A 24,014-nucleotide genomic window follows, 5' to 3' on the forward strand; every position below is an offset into this window, starting at 1 on the left:
GCACACCCCCAGCTCATAACCGCCAGATACACGTCCAACCCAAGGGAACATATGTGCGATACTACGCCGACCCCACGACAGATGGCCGAGCCTAGGCTCGGGTCATGGAGCAACGGGTGCATTTCGTCACCATCGCGGCCATCGATCTGGACGCGACCAGGAATTTCTACAGTGCGCTGGGATGGCGCTCCCTGCTGGACGTCGAGGGGGAGATCATCTTCTACCAGGCGGCGCCCGGCCAGGTCCTGGGATTTTTCGATGCCGCGAAATTCAACCAAGACCTGGCGTCGCCCGGCGACCAGTCCCGAGTCTCGGGGGTCACCGTGGCCCACAACGTCGAGGATCCCGGCGCGGTGATCGCGCTGACCGACGCCATGGCCGCCGCGGGCGGGCGCGTCGTGAAGTCGCCGCAATCTGGCCAGTTCGGCGGGGTGTTCCATGCGCACGTCGAAGACCCCAACGGCCTGATCTGGGAGATCGCGCACAACCCCGGCTGGCGGATAGGTCCCGATGGGGCGGTAAGCCTGGCCTGACGTCGTAGGGTGGCCGGAAGCCAGAGGGAAAGGAACGGCACGAACGATGCCCTCACTGCTCAGTACCGCCTTGGGTGCGGCCCCGATCTTCGGCGGAGCTCTTCTCACGGCGGCCGCCGGACAGCTCAAGGGTCCGGATGTGCGTGGCCTGATCAAACAGGATCTCGACCTGCTCGACCGGATACCGACGGAACAGACCCAGCGGCGAGCCGACTTGCAGCGCACCATCGACGAGCGCATCGACGACTTGGTTGCCGCCTCCGACCGAGCGCGCGCGTTGCGATCTGCGGCGCTGACCTACCAGGGCAACTGGCGCGACATCGTCTTCTTCATCTCGTCGGTGTTGTTCACCTACGTGTGGTGGCACATCAACCATGACCGCGGCAACTGGTTGCCGATGTTCGTGGTGTTGATTCTCGCCTGCATCATGTCCGCCGTCTATGCGCTGCGCGGGGCCTTCCGGGCACTCGCGCACGCCCGGCGACGCCGGAGCTGACGAGCTGATCATGGCGGACGTCGTCGAAATAACGCGGCGCCACAACCCCTTTCCGGCCACCGGGGTGATCCGGGACTCCAGCGGGATCACCCGTTATGCGCAGCTGCCCGCAACCCTGTTGGACCTACTGGCCGAACAGGTCGAGCTGCGGCCCGACAGCGAGGCCGTGGTGGAACTCGGGGCCGGCAGGCTTACTTACCGGCAGTTGTGGCGGCAGGCCGCCCGCGTGGCGGGCGGGCTGAAGGCCGGCGGGCTCAGGCGCGGTGACCGTGTCGCCGCGCGGTTCCCCGCGGGACTGGACTGGGTGCTGGCCTTCTGGGGGACGCTGATGGCCGGGGGTATACCGGTGGCCGTCAACACCCGTTCGGCCGCGCCGGAGATCGACTTCGTGCTCGCCGACGCCGGTGTGCGGGTCGACCTGGCTCCTGGCGGCGCGTTGCCCGATGGCCAGCCGTATGTGGTGGACGGGCTCGAGGCCAGTGACATCGCGGCGCTGTTCTATACCTCCGGCACCACGGGCAGTCCGAAGGGCGTGCCGACCACGCATGAGGCTTTCGTGACCAATGCCGAGAACATGATGCGCACCCTGGGCAGATCCCGTTCACTGGGCGAGGAATATCGAACGCTGATCTCGGTGCCCCTGTTCCATGTGACCGGCTGCAACTCCCAACTGCTGGTGGCTGTCTACACCGGCGGCACGGCCGTCATCATGCCCTCGCTGAGTCTGCCCGCGTTTATCGAAGCAATCCCTGCGCAACGGATTTCATCGATGGTCACCGTGCCGGCGATCTATGCGCTGCTGCTGCGGCATCCCGAATTCGCCTCGGCTGACGTGAGCGGGGTGCGGTGGGTGGGCTACGGCGGTGCACCGACGGCGCCTGCGTTGGTGCGTTCATTGCGTGACGCGTTCGGGGCCGCAACCGTTTTCAATGGCTATGGGATGACTGAGACCGCCTCGCTGATGACGGTCTTGCCGGACTCCGATGCCATTGCGCATGCCGACTCCGTCGGCTATGTCGTGCCGTCGGGGCAGATCGGAGTCGTCCCGACAGGGGGCGATCCCGGCGTCGGTGAACTCGTGGTGCGCGGCGCCAATGTGATGGGCGGCTATTGGAACCGGCCCGAGGCCACCGCGGCCACCATTGTCGATGGCTGGTTGCACACCGGCGATGTGGTGCGCGTCGATGACGCCGGACGGGTGCACATCATCGACCGGCTCAAAGACATCATCAACCGCGGTGGCGAGAACGTCTCCAGCGTCGAGGTGGAGGCGGCGCTGCTATCGGCGCCCGGGGTGGCCGATGCCTGCGTGCTCGCGGTGCCCGACGATGTGATGGGTGAGAAGGTCGGCGCGGTGTTGCTCGGCGACCAGGAGGGAATCGACGTGGCCGCGGTACTCGACTACTGCCGCGGCCAGTTGGCGGACTTCAAGGTGCCCCAGTACGTCACCGTCGTGAGTGAGGCGTTGCCGCGCACCGCCAGCGGCAAACTTCTCAAAGCGCAGCTGCGCACCCAGGTGAGGTGGGGCTCGCCGCTGAGGTGACCGGGACTTGTCGGTGGCCCGCGCTACCTTGCCAGGCATGGACACAGCACTGCTGATCCTCCTCACGTCCCTAGCGCTGCTGGCGGTGATCCTGCAGGTCGTGGTGCTGCTGCGTCCCACGGGCGCATCGATCGCACCGGATCAGCTCGCCGCGTTGCGGGGCGACAGTGAGCGGGTGGAACGCACCCTACGTGCGGAGCAGCACGCCGGGCGAGCGGAACTGGCGCAGGCATTTCACCAATGGCAGACGACGTTGCACCGGTTCGGGTCGACGCTGCAGGGCACGCAGGACAAGATCGGCGCCACGTTGGATCGGCAGCTCAAGAGTCTGCAGGCCGAGAACACCGCACAGCTGGAGAAGATGCGGGCCACGGTGGACGAAAAGCTGCAGGCAACGCTGGAAACCCGGCTGGCCCAATCCTTCACCCAGATCTCCGAGCGCTTGGAGGCCGTCCAGCGTGGCTTGGGTGAGATGCAGTCGCTGGCCGCCGGGGTGGGTGACCTCAAGAGGGTGCTGACCAACGTGAAAACCCGCGGGATCTTCGGTGAGACGCAGTTGGCCGCGTTGCTGGCCGAGACGTTGACGCCCGAGCAGTACGCCACCAACGTCATCACCGTGCCCGGTTCGAACGCGCGGGTGGAGTTCGCGATCCGGCTGCCCGGGGCCAGCGGCGCCGGAGAGGTGCTGTTGCCCATCGACGCCAAATTTCCCCGCGAGGACTTCGAGCGCCTGCTTGACGCGCAGGAGCACGCCGACGCCAACGGCGAGGCGGCCGCGCGACAGGCACTGATTCGGCGGATCGAGGCGGAAGCCTGCGACATCTGCGACAAGTACCTTGATCCACCGCACACCACGGACTTCGCGATCCTGTTCCTGGCCACCGAGAGCCTGTACGCGGAGGTACTGCGCCAGCCTGGGCTCTTTGAACGGATCCAGGCCAAGTACAAGGTGACGCTGGCCGGCCCGACCACCTTGGCTGCGCTGCTCAACAGCTTGCGCATGGGATTTCGCACCCTGGCGATCGAACGGCGCAGCAGCGAGGTTTGGCAGGTCCTGGCGGCGGTCAAGACCGAGTTCGGGAAGTTCGCGACCGTACTGGAGAAGACCCGCAAGCAGCTCGACGCCGCCCGCAACACCATCGATACCGCCGGTGTGCGCAGCCGGGCAATCGAACGCAAGCTGCGGGGAGTGGAATCGCTGCCCGTACCGGAGGCCGACACGCTGCTGGGCGGCTTCGGCGACGGGGTCGACGAATTCAGTGAAGTTGACATCGAATTCAGCTAGCCTGCACGGATGGATACCGTGCCGGCCGCCCCGGTTCGTCCGCTGCCGGCGACGGTGCGGGGGGCGCGGACGCGGGCTGGGCTGGTCGCCGCGGCCCGCAAGGTCTTCGAGCGCGACGGTTACCTCGACGCCAAACTGACCGACATCACCAAGACTGCCGGCTGTGCGACCGGGTCCTTCTATACCTATTTCGCGAACAAAGAAGAGATCTTCGCCGCCGTCCTGGAGCAGGCTCAGCAGGACATGATGCACCCGGGAATGGGCCGGGTGCGGGATTCAGACGATCCCTACGCCGTGCTGGAAGCCAGCAACCGCGCCTATTTGGAGGCATATCGGCGCAATGCCCAGCTGATGGGGCTGCTGGAGCAGGTATCGCAGATCGACCCGAAGTTCCGCGCCTTCCGCGCGCAGCGCGCGGACGCCTTCATCCGGCGCAATGCTGCCGGGATCGCTGACTTACAGGCGCGCGGGATCGCCGGTGCCGACGTCGATCCGCTGCTGGCATCGCGCGCACTGTCGGGGATGGTGAGCCGGCTGGCGTACGTCACCTTCGTCGGTGAGGGCGGCGCACTGGGCTCTGGCGCCGACTTCGAGACCCTGGTTGCCACGGTCACCGAGCTCTGGGCGAATGCTCTGAAATTCCAGACCGTCACAAGTCGAACATGAGATCGGATTCAACTAATGTCACTGCTGTCGCGAACTGAAGAACGGGATCATCGACCATGAAGGTTGCCGAGCGGGTCGCCATCGTCACCGGAGGCGGTGGCGGTATCGGGGGAGCACTGTCGGTGGCGCTGGCCGACGCCGGAGCTCACGTGGTGGTCGCAGACCTGGACGCGGCCGCCGCGACGGCGGTCGCCGACCAGATCAACGCCCGGCATCCCGGCGCAGCGGTCGGGCACGGCGGCGACGTATCCGACACCGCCACCATCGAGAAGCTCATCGCGCTGGCGGAAGACCAGTTCGGCCCGGTTGACTTCTACTTCGCCAACGCCGGCATCACCGGGGCCCCCGGCCTCCCCGGGGAATCCGACTGGGACCTGGCTATCGACGTCAACCTTCGCGCCCACATCCGTGCCGCGCAGCTGCTGATTCCCGATTGGGTACGCCGGGGCGAGGGCTACTTCGTGTCGACCGCATCGGCGGCGGGACTGCTCACCCAGCTCGGTGCCGCTGCCTACTCGGTCACCAAACACGCCGCCATCGGATTCGCCGAATGGCTCAACATCACCTACGGCGATCAGGGCGTCAAGGTCAGCTGCCTGTGCCCGATGGGCGTGAACACCCAGTTGCTCTACGCCGGCGAACAATCCGGCGATCCGCTCGGCGACCTGGCGACCCGAGCGGTTACCACGGCCGGTGAGGTGCTCGAACCGGCCGCCGTCGCCGCCGAGGTGCTCGCCGCCATCGACGACGAGCGTTTCCTGATCCTGCCGCACCCGGCGGTGCTGGAGATGTTCCGGCACAAGGCAGGCGACTACGACCGCTGGCTGCGTGGCATGCGCCGATACCAGCGCGGCCTGCTCGACTCCGAAGTGTCCTAGGTGAGGAGCCTGTATGTCCCTGTTTGAAATGTCAGAGCGCGCACAGCAGTACCAGTCCGACTTGTTGGACTTCATGGATTCGCATGTGTATCCGGCCGAAGCCGTCTACGAGACACAGATGGCCGAGGCAGGAAACCCGCATTTCCAGCCCCCGATCCTCGAAGAGCTCAAAGCGGAGGCACGCAGTCGCGGTCTGTGGAACCTCTTTCACCCCCATCCAGAATGGGGTCCGGGCCTGACCAATCTCGAGTACGCGCCGCTGGCCGAGATCATGGGCCGTTGCCCGCATCTGGCACCCGAAGCGACCAACTGCGCGGCGCCCGACACCGGCAACATGGAAGTGTTCACGCTGTTCGGCAGCGACGAGCACAAAGAGAAGTACCTCAAGCCCCTGCTGGAGGGCACCATCCGATCCGCCTTCGCGATGACCGAGCCCCAGGTGGCCAGCTCTGATGCCACCAACGTGCAGTTGTCCATGGTGCGCGACGGTGACCACTACGTGCTCAACGGCCGGAAATGGTTCGCCTCCAACGCGTTGCATCAGAACTGCAAGGTGATGATCGTGATGGGCAAGACCGATCCGGACGCGGCAACTCACCGGCAGCAGTCGATGATGGTGGTTCCCATCGACGCTCCGGGCGTCACGATCATGCGTGGCCTGACGGTGATGGGCTACCAGGACCGCGAGGGCCACGCCGAGATCGACTTCAAAGACGTGCGGGTGCCCGCCAAAGATGTTCTCAAAGGTGAAGGCGAAGGGTTCGCGATCGCCCAGGCGCGGCTCGGCCCGGGCCGGATCCACCACTGTATGCGGGCCATCGGCATGGCCGAACGAGCGCTGGAGCTGTTATGCAAGCGCGCGCAATCGCGCGTGGCCTTCGGCAGGCCGATCGCCGACAACGCCAACATCCGCGACTGGATCGCCGAGGCGCGCATCGAGATCGAGATGATCCGGCTGCTGACGCTCAAGACCGCGTATCTGATGGACACCGTCGGCAACAAGGCGGCACAGGTCGAGATCGCCGCGATCAAGGTCGCGGCACCCAACATCGCGCTCACGATCGTGGACCGGGCCATGCAGGTACACGGTGCCGGCGGGCTCACCGAAGACTTCCCGCTGGCCGGTTTCTGGGCCCACCTGCGTACTCTGCGACTTGCCGACGGCCCCGACGAGGTGCACAAGCGCGCGATCGCGCGCCAAGAACTGCGTAAATACCGGGAAGGTGCGCGATGACGACACAGGATTTCGCGGGGCGTACGGCGATCATCACCGGTGGGTCGCGCGGGATCGGTCTGGCGATCGGCCAGCGGTTGTCCGAGGCCGGTGCCAATGTGGTGCTGACCTCGCGAGACCAGGAGAGTGCCGACGCCGCGGCGGCCCAGATCACCGGCAGCGCACTGGGCGTGGCCGCCCACGTCGCCGACGAGGAGGCCGCCCAGCGCTGCATGGACGTCACCGTGGAACGCTTCGGCAGCATCGACATCCTGGTCAACAACGCCGGCACCAATCCGGCGTTCGGACGGCTCATCGACCAGGACCATGCCCGGTTCGCCAAGATCTTCGACATCAACCTGTGGGGACCCCTGATGTGGACGTCGCAGGCGGTGAAGGCCGGACTGGGACAGCGCGATGGGCACAGCGGCGTCGTGATCAATACGGCCTCCATCGGCGGCATGAGCCATGCGCCGCTGATGGGCCTGTACAACGCCACCAAAGCCGCGCTGATCCATGTCACCAAACAACTCGCGCTGGAACTGTCCCCCGGAATCCGGGTCAACGCGATCTGCCCCGGAGTGGTGCGCACCAAGCTGGCCGAGGTGCTGTGGAAGGAGCACGAGCAGGCGCTGGCGGCCACCATGCCCTTGGGCCGGATCGGCGAGCCGTTGGACGTGGCCGACGCGGTGGCGTTCCTGGCATCCGATGCGGCGAGTTGGATCACCGGGCAGACCCTGGTCATGGATGGTGGCCAGATCCTCGGTGACGCAACCGGATTCCGGGGAGGTTTGGGTGGCTGACGAGCCACTGGGCCTAGATCCGGCGGCGGCGACCGCATGGATCACCGAGCTGGGCCTGCCGGTGGATGGACCACTGCGTTTTGAGCGGATCGGGATCGGCCAGTCCAACCTGACTTACCGGGTGTCCGACAGCGCAGGCCACAACTGGGTGCTGCGCCGCCCCCCGGTGGGACAGCTGCTGGCCTCGGCTCACGATGTCGCCCGCGAAGCGCGGATCCTCGCCGCACTGGGCGACACCAACGTCCCCACGCCGAAGGTGTTCGGACTGACCCGAGACGCGCACGACGTCCCGCTGTTGTTGATGGAGTTCGTCGACGGGGTGGTGGTGGACCGGATGGCTGTGGCGCAGTCTCTGTCTGCCGAGCGACGCCGGCAGATCGGGCTGTCCATGCCCAAGACCCTGGCCAAGATTCACGCCGTCGATATCGCCGAAGTGGGACTCGCCGACCTGGCCAGTCATAAGCCCTACGCCCAGCGACAGCTCAAACGCTGGTCTGGGCAATGGGAGAAGTCCAAGACGCGAGAGCTGCCCGCACTCGACGACCTGACCCGGCGGCTGTACGCCGCCGTCCCGGAGCAGCACGAACTGACGTTGGTGCACGGCGACTTTCACCTGCGCAACGTGATCACCGCACCGGAGAACGGGCACGTCATCGCCGTGCTGGATTGGGAGTTGTCCACCCTGGGCGACCCGCTGGCCGACATGGGCAGCCTGCTGGCGTACTGGCCGGAGGTGGGCGAGGAGCACATCGCCGGCGACTTCGTCATCAGCACGTTGGAAGGGTTCCCCAACCGGGCGGAGCTGGCACAGGTGTATTTGGACGAGACCGGCCGTGACGCGGCATCGCTGCAGTACTGGCATGCCCTCGGGTTGTGGAAGGTCGCGATCATCGCCGAGGGGATCGTGCGGCGGGTCCTGGACAACCCTGCCAATAAGGCCGCCGCCGGCACCCCGATCACCGCCTGGATCGACGGGCTGGTGGACAAGGCGCGTGCGGTAGCCGATGAGGCGGGCATCTGACATGACCACGTCGTATCGCGCCCCAGACGGCGAGGCAGACCTTGTCGGTGGTGTCCCGCGCCGCAGGATCGCCGTGGCGGCCATGGTCGGCACCACGGTCGAGTTCTACGACTTCTACGTCTATGCGGCCGCCGCCGTCACGGTCTTCCCCCACCTGTTCTTTCAGACGGGCAATCCCACCGCGGCGCTGCTGGCCTCGTTGGCGACCTTCGGGTTGGCGTTCGTGGCCCGACCGGTGGGATCGATCCTGTTCGGTCACTTCGGTGATCGACTGGGCCGCAAATCCACCCTGGTCGCCTCTTTGCTGTTGATGGGCGTCGCCACATTCCTGATCGGCGTGCTGCCCACCTACCACCAGATCGGGCTATTGGCCCCCGTGCTGCTGGCTGCCCTGCGGTTCTGCCAGGGCCTGGCGCTCGGCGGCGAATGGAGCGGTGCGGCGCTGCTGGCCACCGAAACCGCCAAACCGGGTCGCCGGGCGACGGCGGGCATCTGGCCACAACTCGGTGCGCCCTTGGGCTACGTTTTGGCCACCTCGATCTTCCTGATCCTGTTCCTCTCGTTGGGATCGGGCGGCGTCGGCGCGGATACGAACGGGCCCTTTCTCACCTGGGGCTGGCGGATTCCGTTCCTGCTGAGTGCTGTGATGGTGGCTGTCGGACTGTATGTCCGGCTGCGGCTCACCGAAACTCCGGTCTTCGCGCAGGCCAAGGCCACCGGCACGCCGGTCAACGCGCCAATCGCCGCGCTCCTGCGGGGCAGCTGGCGCCGGCTGGTCATCGGCACGCTGGCGATGGTGGTGCCCTACACACTCTTCTTCACCGTGACGACCTGGAGCCTGAGCTACGGCACCGCCAAACGTCCGCCCGAGGGCATCGGCCTGGGATATGGCTATGCCGAGTTTCTCGGACTGCAGCTGATCGCCGTGCTGTTCTTCGTCGCCGTGCTGCCGATCGTCGGCAGACTGGCCGACCACTTCGGTCGACGTCCGCTGCTGTTGTGCTTCACCGCCGGGATCATGCTGTACGGGAGCGCCTTCGGTCTATTCCTGAAACCGACCGCCTCCACCGGCGCGGTGCTCGTCTTCCTGATCATCGGGATGACGCTCATGGGTTTGGCGTTCGGGCCGATGAGTGCGGTGCTGCCCGAACTGTTCCCGACCAATGTCCGCTATACGGGTTCGGGCGTGGCCTACAACGCGGCGAGCATCCTGGGCGCGGCGGTGGCCCCGTTCATCACCACCTGGCTGGTGACCAGCCACGGGGTGGCCTGGGTGGGCGGCTACCTGTCGATCGCCGCCGCGTGCTCATTCGTAGCGCTGCTGGCGATGCACGAGACCCGCGACGCGGAACTGGTTGACGTCTAACCGGTGAGCGCGGCGCCGAACAGCTCGCGCATGGCCGCCCAGTGCCGGGCCGCGGCGTCGGCGTCGAAGGGTGCGTTGTCGGGGACAGCGAAGCCGTGGGCGGCCGGATAGAACTCAACCGTGTGGGGGACCCCGGCGGTGGTCAGCGCCTCATCGAGGGTGGCCGCGTGCTCCTGGGTGAACGAGGCGTCGTTCTGGGCGCCGGCCACGTAGACGGTGGCCCTCATCCGATCGGCCAGCAGATGCGGGCTGTCCGGGGCATCGGTCACCAGCCCACCGCCGTGGAAGGACGCCGCCGCGGCCACCCGCTCGGGCACCCTTCCAGCGACGACGACAGAAGTCCGTCCGCCCATGCAGTAACCACACACCCCGAACCTCTCCCCACGCACCTCGGGCCGGCCTGCCAGGTAGTCGAAGAATGCTCGTGCGTCGCTGGTCATCCGGTCCGGGGTCACGCTGCCGAGCATCCCGAACAGGCGGGCGCGCTCAGTGGGGTCGGCGAACACCGTCGCCATCTCGAAGGGCTGCCAGCCGGGCTGGCGGTAGTAGACATCGGGCAGCAGCACGGCGTAGCCGAATCCGGCCAGCTCAGCGGCCATCGCGTCGAAGGTCGCGCGGACCCCTCCTGCGTCGGGATACATGACAACAGCAGGCCAGGGGCCGGAGCCCTCCGGAGTGAACAGGCGAACCGGGCAGTCGCCGTCCGCAGTGGTGACGGTGTCGGTGATCATGGGCATGGCGTCCGTTGTACCCCGACCAATCGCCGCTGTGTTGGAGGCGGCGACCCGCGGCGCGTGGCTTCGCCACGCTTGCGATCGCCGCTAAGCTGGCGGCGTGCCGATCGCGACCCCGTACGAGGACCTGTTGCGGCTGGTTCTGGCCGAAGGAACCCCGAAGGCGGACCGCACCGGTACCGGCACCCGCAGCCTGTTCGGTCACCAGTTGCGGTACAACCTGGCCGACGGGTTCCCCCTGATCACCACCAAAAAGGTGCACCTGAAGTCGGTGATCTACGAGCTGCTGTGGTTCCTGCGGGGTGACTCCAACATCGCCTGGCTCAAGGAACACGGCGTCACCATCTGGGATGAATGGGCTTCTGAGACAGGAGATCTCGGACCCGTCTACGGCGTGCAGTGGCGGTCCTGGCCGACCCCGTCGGGCGAGCAGGTAGACCAGATCTCCGCGGCGTTGCATCTGCTGCGCACCGACCCGGATTCTCGCCGCATCATCGTGTCGGCATGGAACGTCGGCGAGATCGCTCAGATGGCGCTGGCGCCCTGTCACGCGCTGTTCCAGTTCTATGTCGCCGACGGCAAGCTGTCTTGTCAGCTCTATCAGCGCAGCGCCGACCTGTTCCTCGGAGTGCCGTTCAACATCGCCAGTTACGCGCTGCTGACCCACATGATGGCCGCGCAGGCCGGGCTGGGCGTCGGCGACTTCATCTGGACCGGCGGCGACTGCCACATCTACGACAATCACGTGGACCAGGTCACCGAACAACTCAGTCGCGCGCCGCGCCCGTACCCGAGTTTGGTTCTGGCGCCGCGCCAATCGATCTTCGACTACACCTACGAAGACATCGAGATTCGGGATTACGATCCGCATCCGGCGATCAAGGCGCCCGTCGCGGTATGACGATCAGTCTGATCTGGGCTCAGTCGTTGTCGGGGGTGATAGGCCGCGCCGGGGGGATCCCGTGGCGGGTGCCGGAGGATCAGGCCCGCTACAAGCAGCTCACCCTCGGGCACACCGTCGTGATGGGACGCCTCACTTGGGAGTCGCTGCCCGCCAGCGTCCGGCCGCTGCCGGGCCGACGCAACGTCGTGGTGACCCGCAGCCCCGACTACGTGGCCGAGGGTGCCACCGTCGTCACATCGTTGGAGGACGCGCTCGATGCGGACGATGTCTGGGTGGTCGGCGGAGCCGAGATCTACGCGCTGGCGTTGCCGTTGGCCAGCCAGTGCGAAGTCACCGAGATCGACATCGATCTGCCGGTCGGTGACGGTGACGCCGTTGCTCCGGTGCTGGACGAGTCCTGGCTGGGCAGCGCGGGGGAGTGGTTGACCAGCAAGAGTGGCCTGCGTTATCGCTATGTGCACTACCGCCGGTCGGTGTGCCCGTCTTAACGGCGGCGCAGGCGCGCCGAATCGCCGTTGCCGCACAGGGATTCACCGAGTCCAAGCCGTCTGTCGCGGTGACCAGGGCGCACCTGAGGCGCCTGATCTCTCGGATCCACCTCCTGCAGCTGGATTCGGTTTCCGTGGCGGTGCGTGCACACTACGCGCCGGTGTTCAGCCGCCTCGGCCCCTATGACCGCTCCGTGCTGGACCGTGCCGCATGGAGCCACAGTGCCCGCTCGCCGCGGCTGCTGGTGGAGTACTGGGCACACGAGGCGGCGCTGATAGCTGTCGAGGACTGGCCACTGTTGCAGTGGCGGATGCGCCAGTGGCCGCATGGTCGGTGGGGCTCGGCCATCGTTCGGGCCAATCCGCAGCTGGTCACCGATGTCGTCGCCGCGGTCAGCGAGCTGGGCCCGGCGACCGCCGGGCAGATCGAGGACCACCTCGCCGCCGCATCCGGACGGGCCGGAAAGGGACCCTGGTGGAATCGCAGTGACACCAAATGGGTGGCCGAGGCACTGTTTGCCTCTGGTGTGCTGACCACCGCGACCCGGGTCGGCTTCGCCCGGCACTACGACTTGGTGGAGAACGTGCTGCCGGAGCACGTGCTGGCCGTCGACGTCGACGATGACCAGGCGATCCGAGAGCTGATACTGCGAGCGGCGGGGGCCCTGGGGGTGGGTACCGAGGCCGACCTGCGGGACTACTTCCGTCTGTCGGCCGCCCAGACCAAGCCGGCGATCGCACAGCTGGTGGCGGCAGGCGAATTGGAACCGGTCACGGTCGCGGGTTGGGATGCCACGGCCTATCTGCGTGCCGGGCAGGCGATCCCGCGGACGGACCGCGGCACCGCGCTGTTGTGCCCGTTTGACCCACTGATCTTCTTCCGGCCGCGGGTCCAGCGGTTGTTCGATTTTCACTACCGCATCGAGATCTACACCCCGGCCGCCAAGCGTCACTACGGCTACTACGTCTGGCCGCTGCTGCTCGACGGCGAATTGGTGGCCCGGGTGGATCTCAAAGCCGACCGCCAACGCGACGCGCTGCACGTCGTCGGCGCCTACGCCGAGCAGGGCCGGGATCCGAAGCGGGTGGGCGCGGCATTGCTGGCCGAGCTGGAGTCGATGGCCAGCTGGCTGGGTCTGAGCCGAGTCACCGTGGGCGAGCGCGGGGATCTGGCTGCCGCGCTTCGATGACCTGCCTGGTGGTCACCGACGATGGGCGTCGAGCTGGCGGATGCGGCGACGAGCGCCGTCGGCGAGCGTCGCCGCCCCTTCCCGGGCTACCTGCGCAAGCTCGGTCCCGCGCTCGGCGGCGAGCTCTGCCAGCTGGGCTCCCCGTTCGCCGGCAGACTCAAGTAGCGGACCGGCTTTCTCGCCGACCAACTCTGCGAGTTCGCGACCGTGCTCGACGCCGGCTAACAGGCCCGCACTCGCTTTGTCGCCCAACGTCTCCAGCACGGCATCGTTGGACGAGGCGGGCAATGCCGAGGCCGCACGTTGATAGGCGCGGCGGGCGGTACGTCGAGCGCGCCAGCCCAGCGAAGGCCGTCCTTCGGTATCGGCCGCCGCGATCATCAGTCCGCCGATAAGGCTGACGTCGGTCAGGAAGGCCCGACGCTTCTCGGTCCGTCGCTGCGGGTCAGGCTCCGACCAGAACAGGTGCCCACCCGCGCTGCCCGGTATCACCGTGCAGGCCAGCACCGCTGCGGCCAGACGGGGCAGCCTGCCGCTGGCAAGCAGCAGGCCGCCCCCGATCTGCGCCAGCGCGTTGGCCCTGGCGAACGACTCGACGTCGGACGGCACCTTCCCCGCCACCTCATCGGGTAGCAGTTTGAGGCCATCCAACGTCGGGCGCGCCGTCTGCGCGGCCTCCTGGGGCCGAAGCAGTGCCTCCACCCCCTGTCCGACGAAGGCCGTCGCGAGCAGGGGACGTGCGATCTTACGCATCAACACTGGCGGGACTCCTCACTACTGCTCGGCGCGCTCGCGTGCCTCTTCAGCAGCGGCCTTGGCCCGGGCCTTCTCGGCTTCGGCTTCCTTGACGGCGACCTCGCGCTGAGCTTCGGCCTTGTCCTGCTGTGCCTGGCCTTCGCGTTGGAGAGAGTCGTTGCCGATCACCGCTCCGGCGACTTCCTTCGCCTTGCCCTTGACGTCTTCGACGACGCCCTTGATGGCGGCCTCAGGTCCACTGTCGTGGTTACTCATCTGGTATCCCTCCCATTTTCGGCAGGCCGGGGCGCCCGCCGATTGTCTCGGCGTACCCGACGGGCTTACGGCGTAAACATCGTCAGAACGCGCCGCAGCCCCGACAGCGGCCGGACACGCCTTAAGGTGAGTGCCGTGGCCGAGACGGCGCCGCTGCGCGTGCAACTGATTGCCAAGACCGAGTTCACTTCGCCGCCGGACGTGCCCTGGAGCACCGACGCCGACGGTGGTCAGGCTCTGGTGGAGTTCGCGGGCCGGGCCTGCTACCAGAGCTGGTCAAAACCCAACCCACGCACTGCCACGAACGCGGCCTACCTCAAACACGTCATCGACGTCGGGCACTTGGCGGTGCTCGAACACGCCTCGGTGACGTTCTACATCACCGGTATTTCCCGGTCGGCCACTCACGAGCTGATTCGGCATCGTCACCTGTCGTTCTCCCAGCTGTCGCAGCGCTACGTCCCGGAGCCGGACTCGCGGATCGTGGTGCCCCCCGGGATGGAAGACGACGCCGAACTGCAGCAGATCCTGGCCGAGGCCGCCGACGCCAGCTACGCCGCCTATACCGAGCTGCTGGCCCGGCTGGAGGCCAAGTTCGCAGCAGGCCAGCCCGCCGAGACCATGGGTGCGCTGCGCCGCAAGCAGGCCCGGCAGGCCGCTCGCGCGGTACTGCCCAACGCCACTGAGGCCCGCATCGTGGTGACCGGCAACTACCGGGCGTGGCGGCATTTCATCGCGATGCGCGCCAGCGAGCACGCCGATGTCGAGATCCGCCGCCTTGCCGTCGAGTGCCTGCGCCAGCTCGCCGGCCTGGCTCCGGCGGCCTTCGGGGACTTCCAGATCAGCACGTTGGCCGACGGCACCGAAGTCGCGACCAGCCCGCTCGCCACCGAGGTCTGAGCAACCGCGGGCGCCAGGTAATCTTGGCCCGTGAGCAGCAGCGGATTCGACGCCAAGGCGCAGTTCGGCACGGTGCTGACCGCCATGGTGACCCCCTTCGGCGCGGACGGCTCGGTGGACACCGACGCCGCGGTGCGCCTGGCCAATCGCCTCATCGACGCAGGTTGCGACGGTTTGGTGATCTCGGGTACCACGGGCGAGTCGCCGACCACCGCGGATTACGAGAAGCTCACGCTGCTGCGAGCGGTGGTTGAGGCCGTCGGCGACCGGGCGCGGATCATCGCCGGCGCAGGCAGCAACGACACCGAGCACAGCGTGCGGCTGGCCGAGGCCTGCGCGGGCGTCGGCGCGCATGGCCTTCTGGTGGTGACGCCGTACTACTCGCGACCGTCGCAGGCCGGACTGTTGGCGCATTTCACCGCCGTAGCCGATGCCAGCGCGCTACCGGTCATGCTCTACGACATTCCCGCTCGGTCAGTGGTGCCCATCGCACCGGACACCATCTTCGAGCTGGCCGAACACCCCAACATCGTCGCGATCAAGGACGCCAAGGGCGATCTGCACGCGGGCGCGCAGATCATGGCCGAGACCGGGCTGGCCTACTACTCCGGCGATGACGCCCTCAACCTGCCCTGGCTGGCCATGGGTGCCACCGGATTCGTCAGCGTCATCTCCCACTTCGCGGCGAGCCAGTTGCGTGACATGCTGGCTGCCTTCGCCGCCGGCGATGTTGCGACCGCCCGCAAGATCAATGTCTCCATCGCGTCGTTGTCCAATGCGATGGGGCGCGTCGGTGGGGTGACCTTCGTCAAGGCCGGGCTGCGGTTGCAGGGCTTCGACGTGGGCGATCCGCGGTTGCCGATGGTTCCGGCGACGGCCGCCGAGGTCGACGAATTGGCCATCGATATGCGCGCCGCGTCTGTTCTCGGGTGAGACCGCTGTGAATGAGGATCTGACCCCTCCGGGTCCGCTGGCCGAGGGCGGCCTGCGGATCACCGCGCTGGGCGGTATCAGCGAGATCGGTCGCAACATGACCGTTTTCGAGCACCTCGGCCGCCTGCTGATCATCGACTGCGGTGTGCTTTTTCCGGGCCATGACGAGCCCGGTGTCGACTTGATACTGCCCGACATCCGCCACATTCAAGACCGCCTCGACGACGTCGAGGCGCTGGTGCTCACCCACGCCCATGAAGACCACATCGGCGCCATCCCGTTCCTGCTCAAACTGCGGGCTGACATCCCAGTGGTGGGATCGAAGTTCACTCTCGCCCTGGTCGCCGCGAAGTGCCGCGAGCACCGCATCAAGCCGGTATTCGTCCAGGTTGCCGAAGGCCAGCGCAGCACCCACGGGGTGTTCGAATGCGAGTACTTCGCGGTAAACCACTCCATTCCGGACGCACTGGCGATCGCGGTGCATACCGGAGCGGGAACCGTGCTGCACACCGGCGACATCAAGCTCGACCAGCTGCCTCCAGACGGGCGCCCCACGGACCTGCCCGGCATGTCACGGCTGGGCGACAAGGGCGTGGACCTGCTGCTGTGCGATTCGACTAACGCCGAGATACCGGGCGTCGGGCCCAGCGAAAGCGAAGTCGGACCCACCCTGCATCGGCTGATCCGCGGCGCCGAGGGCCGGGTGATTGTGGCGTGCTTCGCCTCCAACGTGGACCGGGTGCAACAGATCGTCGATGCCGCGGTCGCGCTCGGTCGCCGGGTGTCGTTTGTGGGCCGATCGATGGTCCGCAACATGGGAATCGCCAAGGACCTGGGCTTCCTGCGGGTCGAGGACTCTGACCTGGTCGATATCGGTGCCGCCGAGATGATGCCGCCGGAGAAGGTCGTTCTGGTCACCACCGGAACCCAGGGTGAACCACTGTCGGCGTTGTCGCGGATGTCGCGCGGCGAGCACCGGTCCATCACGCTGACCGCCGGCGATCTGGTCGTGCTGTCGTCATCGCTGATCCCCGGCAACGAGGAGGCCGTTTACGGGGTGATGGACGCGCTGGCGAAGATCGGCGCCCGGGTGGTCACCAACGCCTCGGCGCGGGTGCATGTCTCCGGACACGCCTACTCCGGCGAACTGCTGTTCCTCTACAACGGCATTCGGCCCCGCAACGTGATGCCCGTGCACGGTACCTGGCGGATGATGCGCGCGAATGCCGAACTGGCCGTTCGTACCGGTGTGCCGGAGGAGTCGATCCTGCTGGCCGAGAACGGGGTCAGCGTCGACTTGGTCGCCGGACAAGCCCGCATCGCCGGCGGCGTGCCGCTGGGCAAGATGTTCGTCGACGGCCTGGTCGACGGTGACGTCGGTGATGCCACGCTGGGTGAGCGCTTGATCCTGTCCTCGGGATTCGTCTCGGTCACCGTGGTGGTGCGCCGCGGGACCGGCAAGCCGGTGGCGCCGCCGCATCTGCATTCGCGCGGCTTCTCCGAAGATCCCAAGGCGCTGGAGCCGGTGGTCCGCAGAGTCGAGGCTGAGCTGGAATCCCTTGCCGCGGAGCAGGTGACCGATCCGGTGCGCATTGCCCAGGCGGTCCGACGCACCGTCGGCAAGTGGGTGGGGGAGACCTACCGGCGTCAGCCGATGATCGTGCCGACGGTGCTCGAGGTCTGAGCGGGCTCGACGGCCCTGGTGCTCAGGGCCGCAGCTGGCCCTGAGCGGGTTCTCCGGCCGGGACTGGCTGCAGCATCTTGATGTCGGGCGCTCCGGCAAGGTGCTCGGTGAGGCTGCCGAACAGCGCGCCGACCGCCGGGGCCGTGGAGTGCGCCTTCAGCGCGTCGGCGTCGGCCCACTGCTCGATGAACACGAAGGAGCCGTCGGCTTCGTGCAGGGAGTACAGCTGGCAGCCCGGTTCTTCGTGCACCTGCGCCACCGCCTTGGTGCAGATCTCGCGGACTGCTTCGACCGATTCCGGCTTGACGGTGAAGGTGGCGACGACGACCACGGGCATAGCGCACTCCTTGACTGTTGGTAATTCACCGGACACCCTACCGAGCCGCTCGTGAGACGAGTCGTGGACCAACCGGCCGGGGCCAGTGTGGCTTAAGGTACAGATGGGGCAATTGCGACTAGGCTTGCCCGCATGGCTAGTAAGACGGCTAGTAGGACTCCCGCACGCTCTGGTGCCCGTACGACCAGGTCAAAGGCGGCTGCCCGGCCCGCTCGGTCTCGTCCTGCGGCCAAACCCCGCCGTAACGCCCGGCAGCACTCGCGTCCGGTTGCCCTGGGGATGGCTTGTGGTCGCCTCGCGCGCGCGACGTGGCTGATGGTGGCCAAGGGCGCCGGTGGCGCCGCTCGTTCCGTGGGCCGTGCGCACGACATCGACCCCGGGCATCGTCGGGACGGCATTGCGCTGGCGCTGCTGGCGCTGGCCGTGGTGACGGCCGCAAGTTGCTGGCTGGATGCGGCGCGCCCGGTCGGTGCGTGGATCGACACCGGTCTGCGCACCGTGATCGGCGGTGCCGTGGTGCTGCTGCCGGTGCTTGCCGCCGCCGGTGCCGTCCTGTTGATGCGCACCGAGCCGGACCCGGAGAACCGGCCCCGGCTGATCCTCGGATCGGCCATGATCGCGCTGCCGGTCCTGGGGCTGTGGCACTTGTGGTCGGGTTCGCCGCAGAGTCCCGACGGCCGTCTGCACGGTGCCGGGTTCGTGGGCTTCGCGATCGGTGGCCCGCTTGCCGATGGGCTCACCGCCTGGATCGCCGCACCGCTGTTGTGCATCGGTGTGCTGTTCGGCGTCTTGTTGCTGACCGGGACCACCCTGCGGGAGGCCCCGGAGGCCTTGCGCACGATGTTCCGCGGCGACTACGGCGACGACGAATACGACGACGAATACGACGACTACGACGATCAGGACTACGACCCGGCTTACGACGGCGCCGAGGACGACGCCCGTAGCTATGACGCCCGCAACGACGAAGTTCGCCACGACGCCCCCGTCGCCACCCGGGCCGGAACCAGCCGGTTCGCCGCTGTCGATACCGACGTGATCGACGACGCCCCGGACTGGCAATCGCGCAGCCCGCTGGACAACTACCCACTCGAGGAGCCGCCGGCCGCTGCGGCGCCACCGGTCAAGCCGATACGTCGCAAGGCGACCAAGGAGCCCAAGGCCAAACCCGCCGAAACCACCGTCGTGCTGGATCGGGTGGTGGAGGGTCCCTACACCCTGCCGGCCCTGAATCTGCTGATTGCCGGCGACCCGCCGAAACTGCGCACCGCGGCCAATGACCAGATGGCCGACGCGATCACCTCGGTACTGGACCAGTTCAAGGTTGACGCTGCGGTCACCGGCTGCACCCGCGGTCCCACCGTCACCCGCTACGAGGTGGAACTGGGCCCGGGTGTGAAGGTCGAGAAGATCACCGCCCTGCAGCGCAATATCGCCTACGCGGTGGCCACCGAGAGCGTGCGGATGCTCGCGCCGATCCCTGGCAAGTCCGCCGTCGGCATCGAAGTGCCCAACACCGACCGCGAACTCGTTCGGCTGGCGGACGTGCTGACCGCGCCGTCGACCCGCGGGGACCACCACCCGCTGCTGATCGGCCTCGGCAAAGACATCGAGGGCGACTTCATCTGCGCCAACCTCGCGAAGATGCCGCACCTGCTGGTGGCCGGGTCCACCGGCTCGGGCAAGTCGAGCTTCGTCAATTCGATGCTGGTGTCGCTGCTGGCGCGGGCCACCCCGGAAGAAGTCAGGATGATCCTGATCGACCCGAAGATGGTGGAACTGACCCCCTATGAGGGCATCCCGCACCTGATCACACCGATCATCACCGAGCCGAAGAAGGCTGCCGCCGCGCTGGCCTGGCTGGTTGAGGAGATGGAGCAGCGCTACCAGGACATGAAGGCGTCCCGGGTCCGCCACATCAACGACTTCAACGACAAGGTGCGCTCCGGGGAGATCACCACACCGCTGGGCAGTGAGCGGGTCTACCGGCCGTATCCCTTCATTCTCGCCGTCGTCGACGAGCTCGCGGACCTGATGATGACCGCTCCCCGCGACGTCGAGGATGCGATCGTGCGGATCACCCAAAAGGCCCGTGCCGCGGGCATCCACCTGGTTCTGGCGACTCAGCGGCCGTCGGTGGACGTCGTGACCGGCCTGATCAAGACCAACGTGCCCTCGCGACTGGCCTTCGCCACCTCGTCGCTCACCGACTCTCGGGTCATTCTTGATCAGCCAGGCGCCGAGAAGCTGATCGGCATGGGCGACGGGCTGTTCCTGCCGATGGGCGCCAACAAGCCGATCCGGCTGCAGGGCGCGTTCATCTCCGATGAGGAGATCCAGGCCGTGGTCAGCGCCTGCAAAGACCAGGCCGAGCCCGAGTACACCGAGGGCGTCACCGCGGTGAAGGCCGGCGGTGACCGCGCCGACGTCGACCCCGACATCGGCGACGACATGGACGTCTTCCTGCAGGCAGTCGAGCTGGTGGTGTCGAGCCAGTTCGGCTCGACCTCGATGTTGCAGCGCAAGCTGCGGGTGGGCTTCGCCAAGGCGGGCCGGCTGATGGACCTGATGGAGACCCGCAGCATCGTCGGTCCGTCCGAGGGCTCCAAAGCCCGTCAGGTGCTGATCAAACCGGACGAGCTGGCGGCGACGTTGATGGCTATCCGCGGTGGTGGGGCAGACGCCGACGACGTCGACGACGACGCGTTCTAGGCGTCGCTACGCGCTGTGCACCAGGGTCAGCCCGTGCCAGTCACGCAGCGGCTTGCGACGTTTGCTGCGCGCCACCAAACGGGCCACCGCGGCCTCCAGTCCGCGGGCGAGTTCGTCGACCGCGGCGAACTCGTAGTCGGCCAGCACCCCGATGAACAGCTCCCCGGCGTAGCTCAGCACCGACACCCCGGTGCGCAGCTGCAACGCGATCGGTGGCACCGGGAACACGCCCACCACGGCGCAGCCCATGATCTCCAACGGTTCCGCCGGCCCGGGAACATTGGTCGCCAGTGCCACCACACCTCGCTGGCGGAGCCCGCCGAGCAATCGGGCGGCCGCGGCCGACCATGCGACGGGTAGCAGGCCGGCCGCCGACATGACGGCACGTCCGGCAAATCCTTGCCCGCTGTCTTTGGCCCGCGCCACTCGGGAACGCACCGCCAGCAACCGCTGCACCGGGTTCGACTCCTCGACCGGTAGCCGCGGCAGCAACACGGTGGACATCGCCGACTCCGGGACCAGGGTGCGCAACGAATCAGGTTGGGGGACTTGGCCACGGCGGATCATGAAGTCCCGATAGCTTTCGGTCAGGGCGGACAGCACCACATCGTTGACGGTCACGTCGAACACCCGGCAGATCTGCTGAATGTCGTTCAGTGGTACGCGTGCCGCGCTGTAGCGGCGTCTGCTGGTGATCGGACCGTTGAGCGACGAGGTGACCGGCGCCAGCAACCCGCTGGCCAGCTCCAGCACGCCGCGAAGGTTGTACATCCAGTGCACCGGGTTGAGGTCCAGCAGGGGCCGGACGTGGGGTGCCTGCGCGTCATGCGACGCGGTGGCCGGGTGGGCCGTGCCAGCGGTGACGCCGTTGTCGGACAGCCCGGTCAGCATGTGCGCGGTCGCGCTACCGCTGGCGACGCAGTGGTGAACCTTCATCAGCAGGGCCCAGCGGCCGTCACGCAGCCCGCTGATCACCCAGATCTCCCACAGCGGGCGGTTGCGGTCCAGCCGCCAGGACATCACGTCGGCGACCACCCCATGTAGTTCGCCGTCGCCGCCGGGGGCGGGCACCGCGATCCGGCCGATGTGTTGGGCGACATCGAAGTGCGGGTCGTTGACCCATTCGGGTGCGCTCAGCTCCAGGGCATGCCGGAGTAGCCGCTGCCCGAACCGGGGGCAACCTTGGAGACGATCGGCCAGGGTCCGCTGCAGGTCGGAGAACTCGGGAACCGGGCCATCGAGGACCGCGAGCGTGCCGGTGGCCATGCTGACGTTCCGGTCGGCGTCCTCGACGCCCAGAAATCCGGCGTCCAAGGGGGTCAGGTACTCGGCCACGGCTACCTCCAGTTGTCTGCAACTGTCAGTACCACTATCGCCGGATCAGCGGGTGCGCGGCAGGGCCGGAAGTCCTTTGCTCTGTCGACCGCGGCAGCTGCCAGACACGCGCTGGACACGGACCGGACACTAAGCGGACACCAGCGGTTTTCCAGTGGCGTTCAGGCGCGTAATCTCGCCACGTGGAGTGGGCGCGACTTTTCTCTTTCGATACACCGCCATCGGAGATCTTCATCCGCGGAACCGTCATCTACATTGCGATCTACGCGTTGCTGCGGGTGGTGTTGAAACGTGAGGCGGGCACCAACGGGATCACCGATCTGATCGTGGTGGTGCTGATCGCCGATGCGGCGCAGAACGGCATGTCCGGCGGCTACCGATCCATCAGCGACGGCATCCTGCTCGTCGGCGTGATCATCGGCTGGTCCTATCTGCTGAACTGGATGGCGCACCGTTGGCCCGGGGTGGCGAGGATCCTGCGACCGGGGCCACTGCTGGTGATCTATGAGGGTGCATTTCTTTACGCCAACATGCGTAAGGAGATGATCACCGAGGAGCAGGTTCGCGAGCAGGCCCGTAAACAGGGGATTGCCGATCTTTCCGTGGTGCGTGAGGGCCGGATGGAGTCCGACGGTCAGTTCAGTTTCCTCATCGGCGCGCCCCGCCGGGTCCGCGACATGGTGATCGACTAGAGGATCAGCAGCATTCGGGTGTTGCCCAGGGTGTTGGGCTTGACGTAGCTCAGGTCCAGGAATTCAGCCACTCCGACGTCGTAGGACCGTTGCATCTCCTCATAGACCTCAGGGGTCACCGGTGTGCCGTCGATCTCGGTAAAGCCGTGCCGTGCGAAGAACTCGGTCTCGAAGGTCAGCACGAACAGCCGTTGCAATTCCAGCTCGCGGGCCACCTGCAGCAAGCGGTCGACGATCGCATGACCGACCCCGCGACCGGTCGCGGCCGGGTCGACCGCGATGGTGCGCACCTCGCCGAGGTCCGACCACAGCACATGTAGTGCCCCGCAGCCGACCACCTGCTGGTCAGCGTCCGTGGCGACCCAGAACTCCTGGACCGCCTCATACAGTGTCACCAGGTTCTTTTCCAGCAGGATCTTGCCGGCGTAGATGTCCACAAGCCTCTTGATCGCCGGCACATCCGAGGTGCGAGCGCGCCGCACCTGGGGCCGCTCCGCCGGTCGATCCGCCGCAGCATTCACAGCTGCACAGTATCGGTTTCTCATTTCGGGCTGGGTAACAGATATTCTGACTGCCGTGTCGGGGCAGCCTCAAACCAATCCAGTGGTGACGCACGTCCCGGTGGTCAATATCGCCAACGCGCTCACCGTGATGCGGCTGGCGCTGGTTCCGGTCTTCTTGGTGGCGTTGTTCGCCGAACACGGCCACGATCCGAAGACCCGGATTGCGGCTTTCGTCATCTTCGCGGTCGCGATCGTGACCGATCGACTCGACGGAACCCTGGCTCGCAACTACGGCATGGTGACCGAGTTCGGCACTCTGGCGGATCCGATCGCCGACAAGGCGCTGATCGGCGCGGCGCTGATCGGGTTGTCCATGCTGGGCGACCTGTGGTGGTGGGTGACGGTAGTCATCTTGGTTCGCGAGATCGGGATCACGCTGTTGCGGTTCGCGGTGCTGCACCGTGGCGTCATCCCGGCCAGCCGTGGCGGAAAGCTCAAGACCCTCGTGCAGGCCGTCGGAATCGGGCTGCTCATCCTGCCGTTGGAAGGCCCGTGGCTGGTGACGGCGTGGACCGTGATGGCCGCGGCGGTGGTCCTGACCGTGCTGACCGGCGTTGATTACGTGGTGTCGGCCATCACCGACCTGCGCGGCGGGCCAAGGGCACACTGACGCCACTCCCGGCGGGTCACGAGGCTCGACGTAGGAGAGCCGATGCTGGGCCCGCCGAATTGGCCCGGCGGGTCACGAGGCTCGACGTAGGAGAGCCGATGCTGGGCCCGCCGAATT

At 67.0% G+C, this 24,014-nt stretch carries 25 protein-coding genes; 19 read left to right on the forward strand and 6 right to left on the reverse strand.

Annotation, left to right across the window (positions count from 1 at the left end; genetic code table 11):
• Window positions 1–104: 104 nt before the first annotated feature.
• From BST15_RS18105 to BST15_RS18150, 10 genes are read left to right on the forward strand one after another with little or no spacing between them, the layout of a single operon-like run.
• Window positions 105–533: a VOC family protein gene (locus BST15_RS18105; RefSeq protein ID WP_046190895.1), complete on the forward strand. Its 429-nt coding sequence runs from the start codon at window positions 105–107 to the stop codon at window positions 531–533.
• Between the two features lie 46 nt (window positions 534–579).
• Complete coding sequence (locus BST15_RS18110; RefSeq protein WP_046190894.1) at window positions 580–1,029, forward strand: hypothetical protein; 450 nt, start codon at window positions 580–582, stop codon at window positions 1,027–1,029.
• A gap of 10 nt (window positions 1,030–1,039) precedes the next feature.
• Window positions 1,040–2,572, forward strand: a complete 1,533-nt coding sequence (locus BST15_RS18115; protein WP_046190896.1) for a class I adenylate-forming enzyme family protein — start codon at window positions 1,040–1,042, stop codon at window positions 2,570–2,572.
• Between the two features lie 37 nt (window positions 2,573–2,609).
• Window positions 2,610–3,857: a DNA recombination protein RmuC gene (locus BST15_RS18120; protein WP_046190893.1), complete on the forward strand. Its 1,248-nt coding sequence runs from the start codon at window positions 2,610–2,612 to the stop codon at window positions 3,855–3,857.
• 9 nt (window positions 3,858–3,866) lie between these two features.
• Window positions 3,867–4,523, forward strand: coding sequence for a TetR/AcrR family transcriptional regulator (locus BST15_RS18125; protein ID WP_046190892.1), 657 nt, complete (start codon window positions 3,867–3,869; stop codon window positions 4,521–4,523).
• 56 nt (window positions 4,524–4,579) lie between these two features.
• Window positions 4,580–5,401, forward strand: coding sequence for an SDR family oxidoreductase (locus tag BST15_RS18130; protein ID WP_046190891.1), 822 nt, complete (start codon window positions 4,580–4,582; stop codon window positions 5,399–5,401).
• A gap of 13 nt (window positions 5,402–5,414) precedes the next feature.
• The gene (locus BST15_RS18135) at window positions 5,415–6,635 is read left to right on the forward strand and encodes an acyl-CoA dehydrogenase family protein (protein ID WP_046190890.1); all 1,221 of its coding nucleotides are present in this window, start codon (window positions 5,415–5,417) and stop codon (window positions 6,633–6,635) included.
• A complete protein-coding gene (locus BST15_RS18140; protein WP_046190889.1) occupies window positions 6,632–7,417 on the forward strand; it encodes an SDR family oxidoreductase in 786 nt (261 codons plus the stop codon). Before BST15_RS18135 ends, BST15_RS18140 begins: the two co-directional genes overlap by 4 nt.
• A complete protein-coding gene (locus tag BST15_RS18145) occupies window positions 7,362–8,438 on the forward strand; it encodes a phosphotransferase family protein (protein ID WP_046190888.1) in 1,077 nt (358 codons plus the stop codon). Before BST15_RS18140 ends, BST15_RS18145 begins: the two co-directional genes overlap by 56 nt.
• 1 nt (window position 8,439) lies before the next feature.
• Window positions 8,440–9,804 (forward strand): MFS transporter, encoded by a 1,365-nt coding sequence (locus BST15_RS18150; protein WP_046190887.1) that lies wholly within the window; start codon window positions 8,440–8,442, stop codon window positions 9,802–9,804.
• On the opposite strand, the gene BST15_RS18155 is transcribed toward BST15_RS18150, so the two are convergent.
• The gene (locus BST15_RS18155; protein ID WP_046190886.1) at window positions 9,801–10,541 is read right to left on the reverse strand and encodes an alpha/beta fold hydrolase; all 741 of its coding nucleotides are present in this window, start codon (window positions 10,539–10,541) and stop codon (window positions 9,801–9,803) included. The genes BST15_RS18150 and BST15_RS18155 overlap by 4 nt on opposite strands.
• A gap of 97 nt (window positions 10,542–10,638) precedes the next feature.
• On the opposite strand from BST15_RS18155, the gene BST15_RS18160 reads away from it, so the two are divergent.
• From BST15_RS18160 to BST15_RS18170, 3 genes are read left to right on the forward strand one after another with little or no spacing between them, the layout of a single operon-like run.
• Complete coding sequence (locus BST15_RS18160) at window positions 10,639–11,439, forward strand: thymidylate synthase (protein WP_046190885.1); 801 nt, start codon at window positions 10,639–10,641, stop codon at window positions 11,437–11,439.
• Window positions 11,436–11,930: a dihydrofolate reductase gene (locus BST15_RS18165; protein WP_046190884.1), complete on the forward strand. Its 495-nt coding sequence runs from the start codon at window positions 11,436–11,438 to the stop codon at window positions 11,928–11,930. The genes BST15_RS18160 and BST15_RS18165 overlap by 4 nt, the downstream gene beginning before the upstream one ends.
• Entirely contained in the window at window positions 11,918–13,120 is a 1,203-nt protein-coding gene (locus tag BST15_RS18170; protein ID WP_046190883.1) for a winged helix-turn-helix domain-containing protein, read from the forward strand. Before BST15_RS18165 ends, BST15_RS18170 begins: the two co-directional genes overlap by 13 nt.
• Before the next feature lie 12 nt (window positions 13,121–13,132).
• On the opposite strand, the gene BST15_RS18175 is transcribed toward BST15_RS18170, so the two are convergent.
• Both BST15_RS18175 and mbp1 read right to left on the reverse strand, forming a co-directional pair.
• The gene (locus tag BST15_RS18175) at window positions 13,133–13,873 is read right to left on the reverse strand and encodes a DoxX family protein (RefSeq protein ID WP_052734928.1); all 741 of its coding nucleotides are present in this window, start codon (window positions 13,871–13,873) and stop codon (window positions 13,133–13,135) included.
• 21 nt (window positions 13,874–13,894) lie between these two features.
• On the reverse strand, window positions 13,895–14,131 hold the full coding sequence (gene mbp1 / locus BST15_RS18180; RefSeq protein WP_046191093.1) for a microaggregate-binding protein 1: 237 nt from the start codon (window positions 14,129–14,131) through the stop codon (window positions 13,895–13,897).
• A 135-nt stretch (window positions 14,132–14,266) separates the two neighbouring features.
• Between mbp1 and thyX the strand changes: the two genes are divergently transcribed.
• The 3 genes from thyX to BST15_RS18195 are packed head-to-tail and all read left to right on the forward strand — an operon-like array spanning window position 14,267 to window position 17,648.
• Window positions 14,267–15,031, forward strand: coding sequence for an FAD-dependent thymidylate synthase (gene thyX, locus BST15_RS18185; RefSeq protein ID WP_046191095.1), 765 nt, complete (start codon window positions 14,267–14,269; stop codon window positions 15,029–15,031).
• A 30-nt stretch (window positions 15,032–15,061) separates the two neighbouring features.
• Window positions 15,062–15,964: a 4-hydroxy-tetrahydrodipicolinate synthase gene (gene dapA / locus BST15_RS18190; protein WP_046191092.1), complete on the forward strand. Its 903-nt coding sequence runs from the start codon at window positions 15,062–15,064 to the stop codon at window positions 15,962–15,964.
• Between the two features lie 7 nt (window positions 15,965–15,971).
• Window positions 15,972–17,648, forward strand: coding sequence for a ribonuclease J (locus tag BST15_RS18195; RefSeq protein WP_046191091.1), 1,677 nt, complete (start codon window positions 15,972–15,974; stop codon window positions 17,646–17,648).
• A gap of 22 nt (window positions 17,649–17,670) precedes the next feature.
• Here the strand turns inward: BST15_RS18195 and BST15_RS18200 are convergent, their stop codons facing one another.
• A complete protein-coding gene (locus BST15_RS18200; RefSeq protein WP_046191090.1) occupies window positions 17,671–17,985 on the reverse strand; it encodes a putative quinol monooxygenase in 315 nt (104 codons plus the stop codon).
• A 132-nt stretch (window positions 17,986–18,117) separates the two neighbouring features.
• On the opposite strand from BST15_RS18200, the gene BST15_RS18205 reads away from it, so the two are divergent.
• Window positions 18,118–20,697: an FtsK/SpoIIIE family DNA translocase gene (locus BST15_RS18205; protein ID WP_083071100.1), complete on the forward strand. Its 2,580-nt coding sequence runs from the start codon at window positions 18,118–18,120 to the stop codon at window positions 20,695–20,697.
• A 6-nt stretch (window positions 20,698–20,703) separates the two neighbouring features.
• On the opposite strand, the gene BST15_RS18210 is transcribed toward BST15_RS18205, so the two are convergent.
• Complete coding sequence (locus BST15_RS18210; RefSeq protein ID WP_046191088.1) at window positions 20,704–22,032, reverse strand: wax ester/triacylglycerol synthase family O-acyltransferase; 1,329 nt, start codon at window positions 22,030–22,032, stop codon at window positions 20,704–20,706.
• Window positions 22,033–22,214: 182 nt separating this feature from the next.
• On the opposite strand from BST15_RS18210, the gene BST15_RS18215 reads away from it, so the two are divergent.
• On the forward strand, window positions 22,215–22,724 hold the full coding sequence (locus tag BST15_RS18215) for a DUF421 domain-containing protein (protein WP_046191087.1): 510 nt from the start codon (window positions 22,215–22,217) through the stop codon (window positions 22,722–22,724).
• Here BST15_RS18215 and BST15_RS18220 read toward each other — a convergent pair.
• Window positions 22,721–23,245: an amino-acid N-acetyltransferase gene (locus tag BST15_RS18220; RefSeq protein WP_234708354.1), complete on the reverse strand. Its 525-nt coding sequence runs from the start codon at window positions 23,243–23,245 to the stop codon at window positions 22,721–22,723. The two genes, BST15_RS18215 and BST15_RS18220, sit on opposite strands and share 4 nt — an antisense overlap.
• A gap of 55 nt (window positions 23,246–23,300) precedes the next feature.
• Between BST15_RS18220 and pgsA the strand changes: the two genes are divergently transcribed.
• Window positions 23,301–23,897, forward strand: coding sequence for a CDP-diacylglycerol--glycerol-3-phosphate 3-phosphatidyltransferase (pgsA, locus tag BST15_RS18225; protein WP_046191085.1), 597 nt, complete (start codon window positions 23,301–23,303; stop codon window positions 23,895–23,897).
• Window positions 23,898–24,014 lie beyond the last annotated feature (117 nt).

The sequence above is a fragment of the Mycolicibacter arupensis genome, assembly GCF_002086515.1.
GTDB lineage: Bacteria > Actinomycetota > Actinomycetes > Mycobacteriales > Mycobacteriaceae > Mycobacterium > Mycobacterium arupense.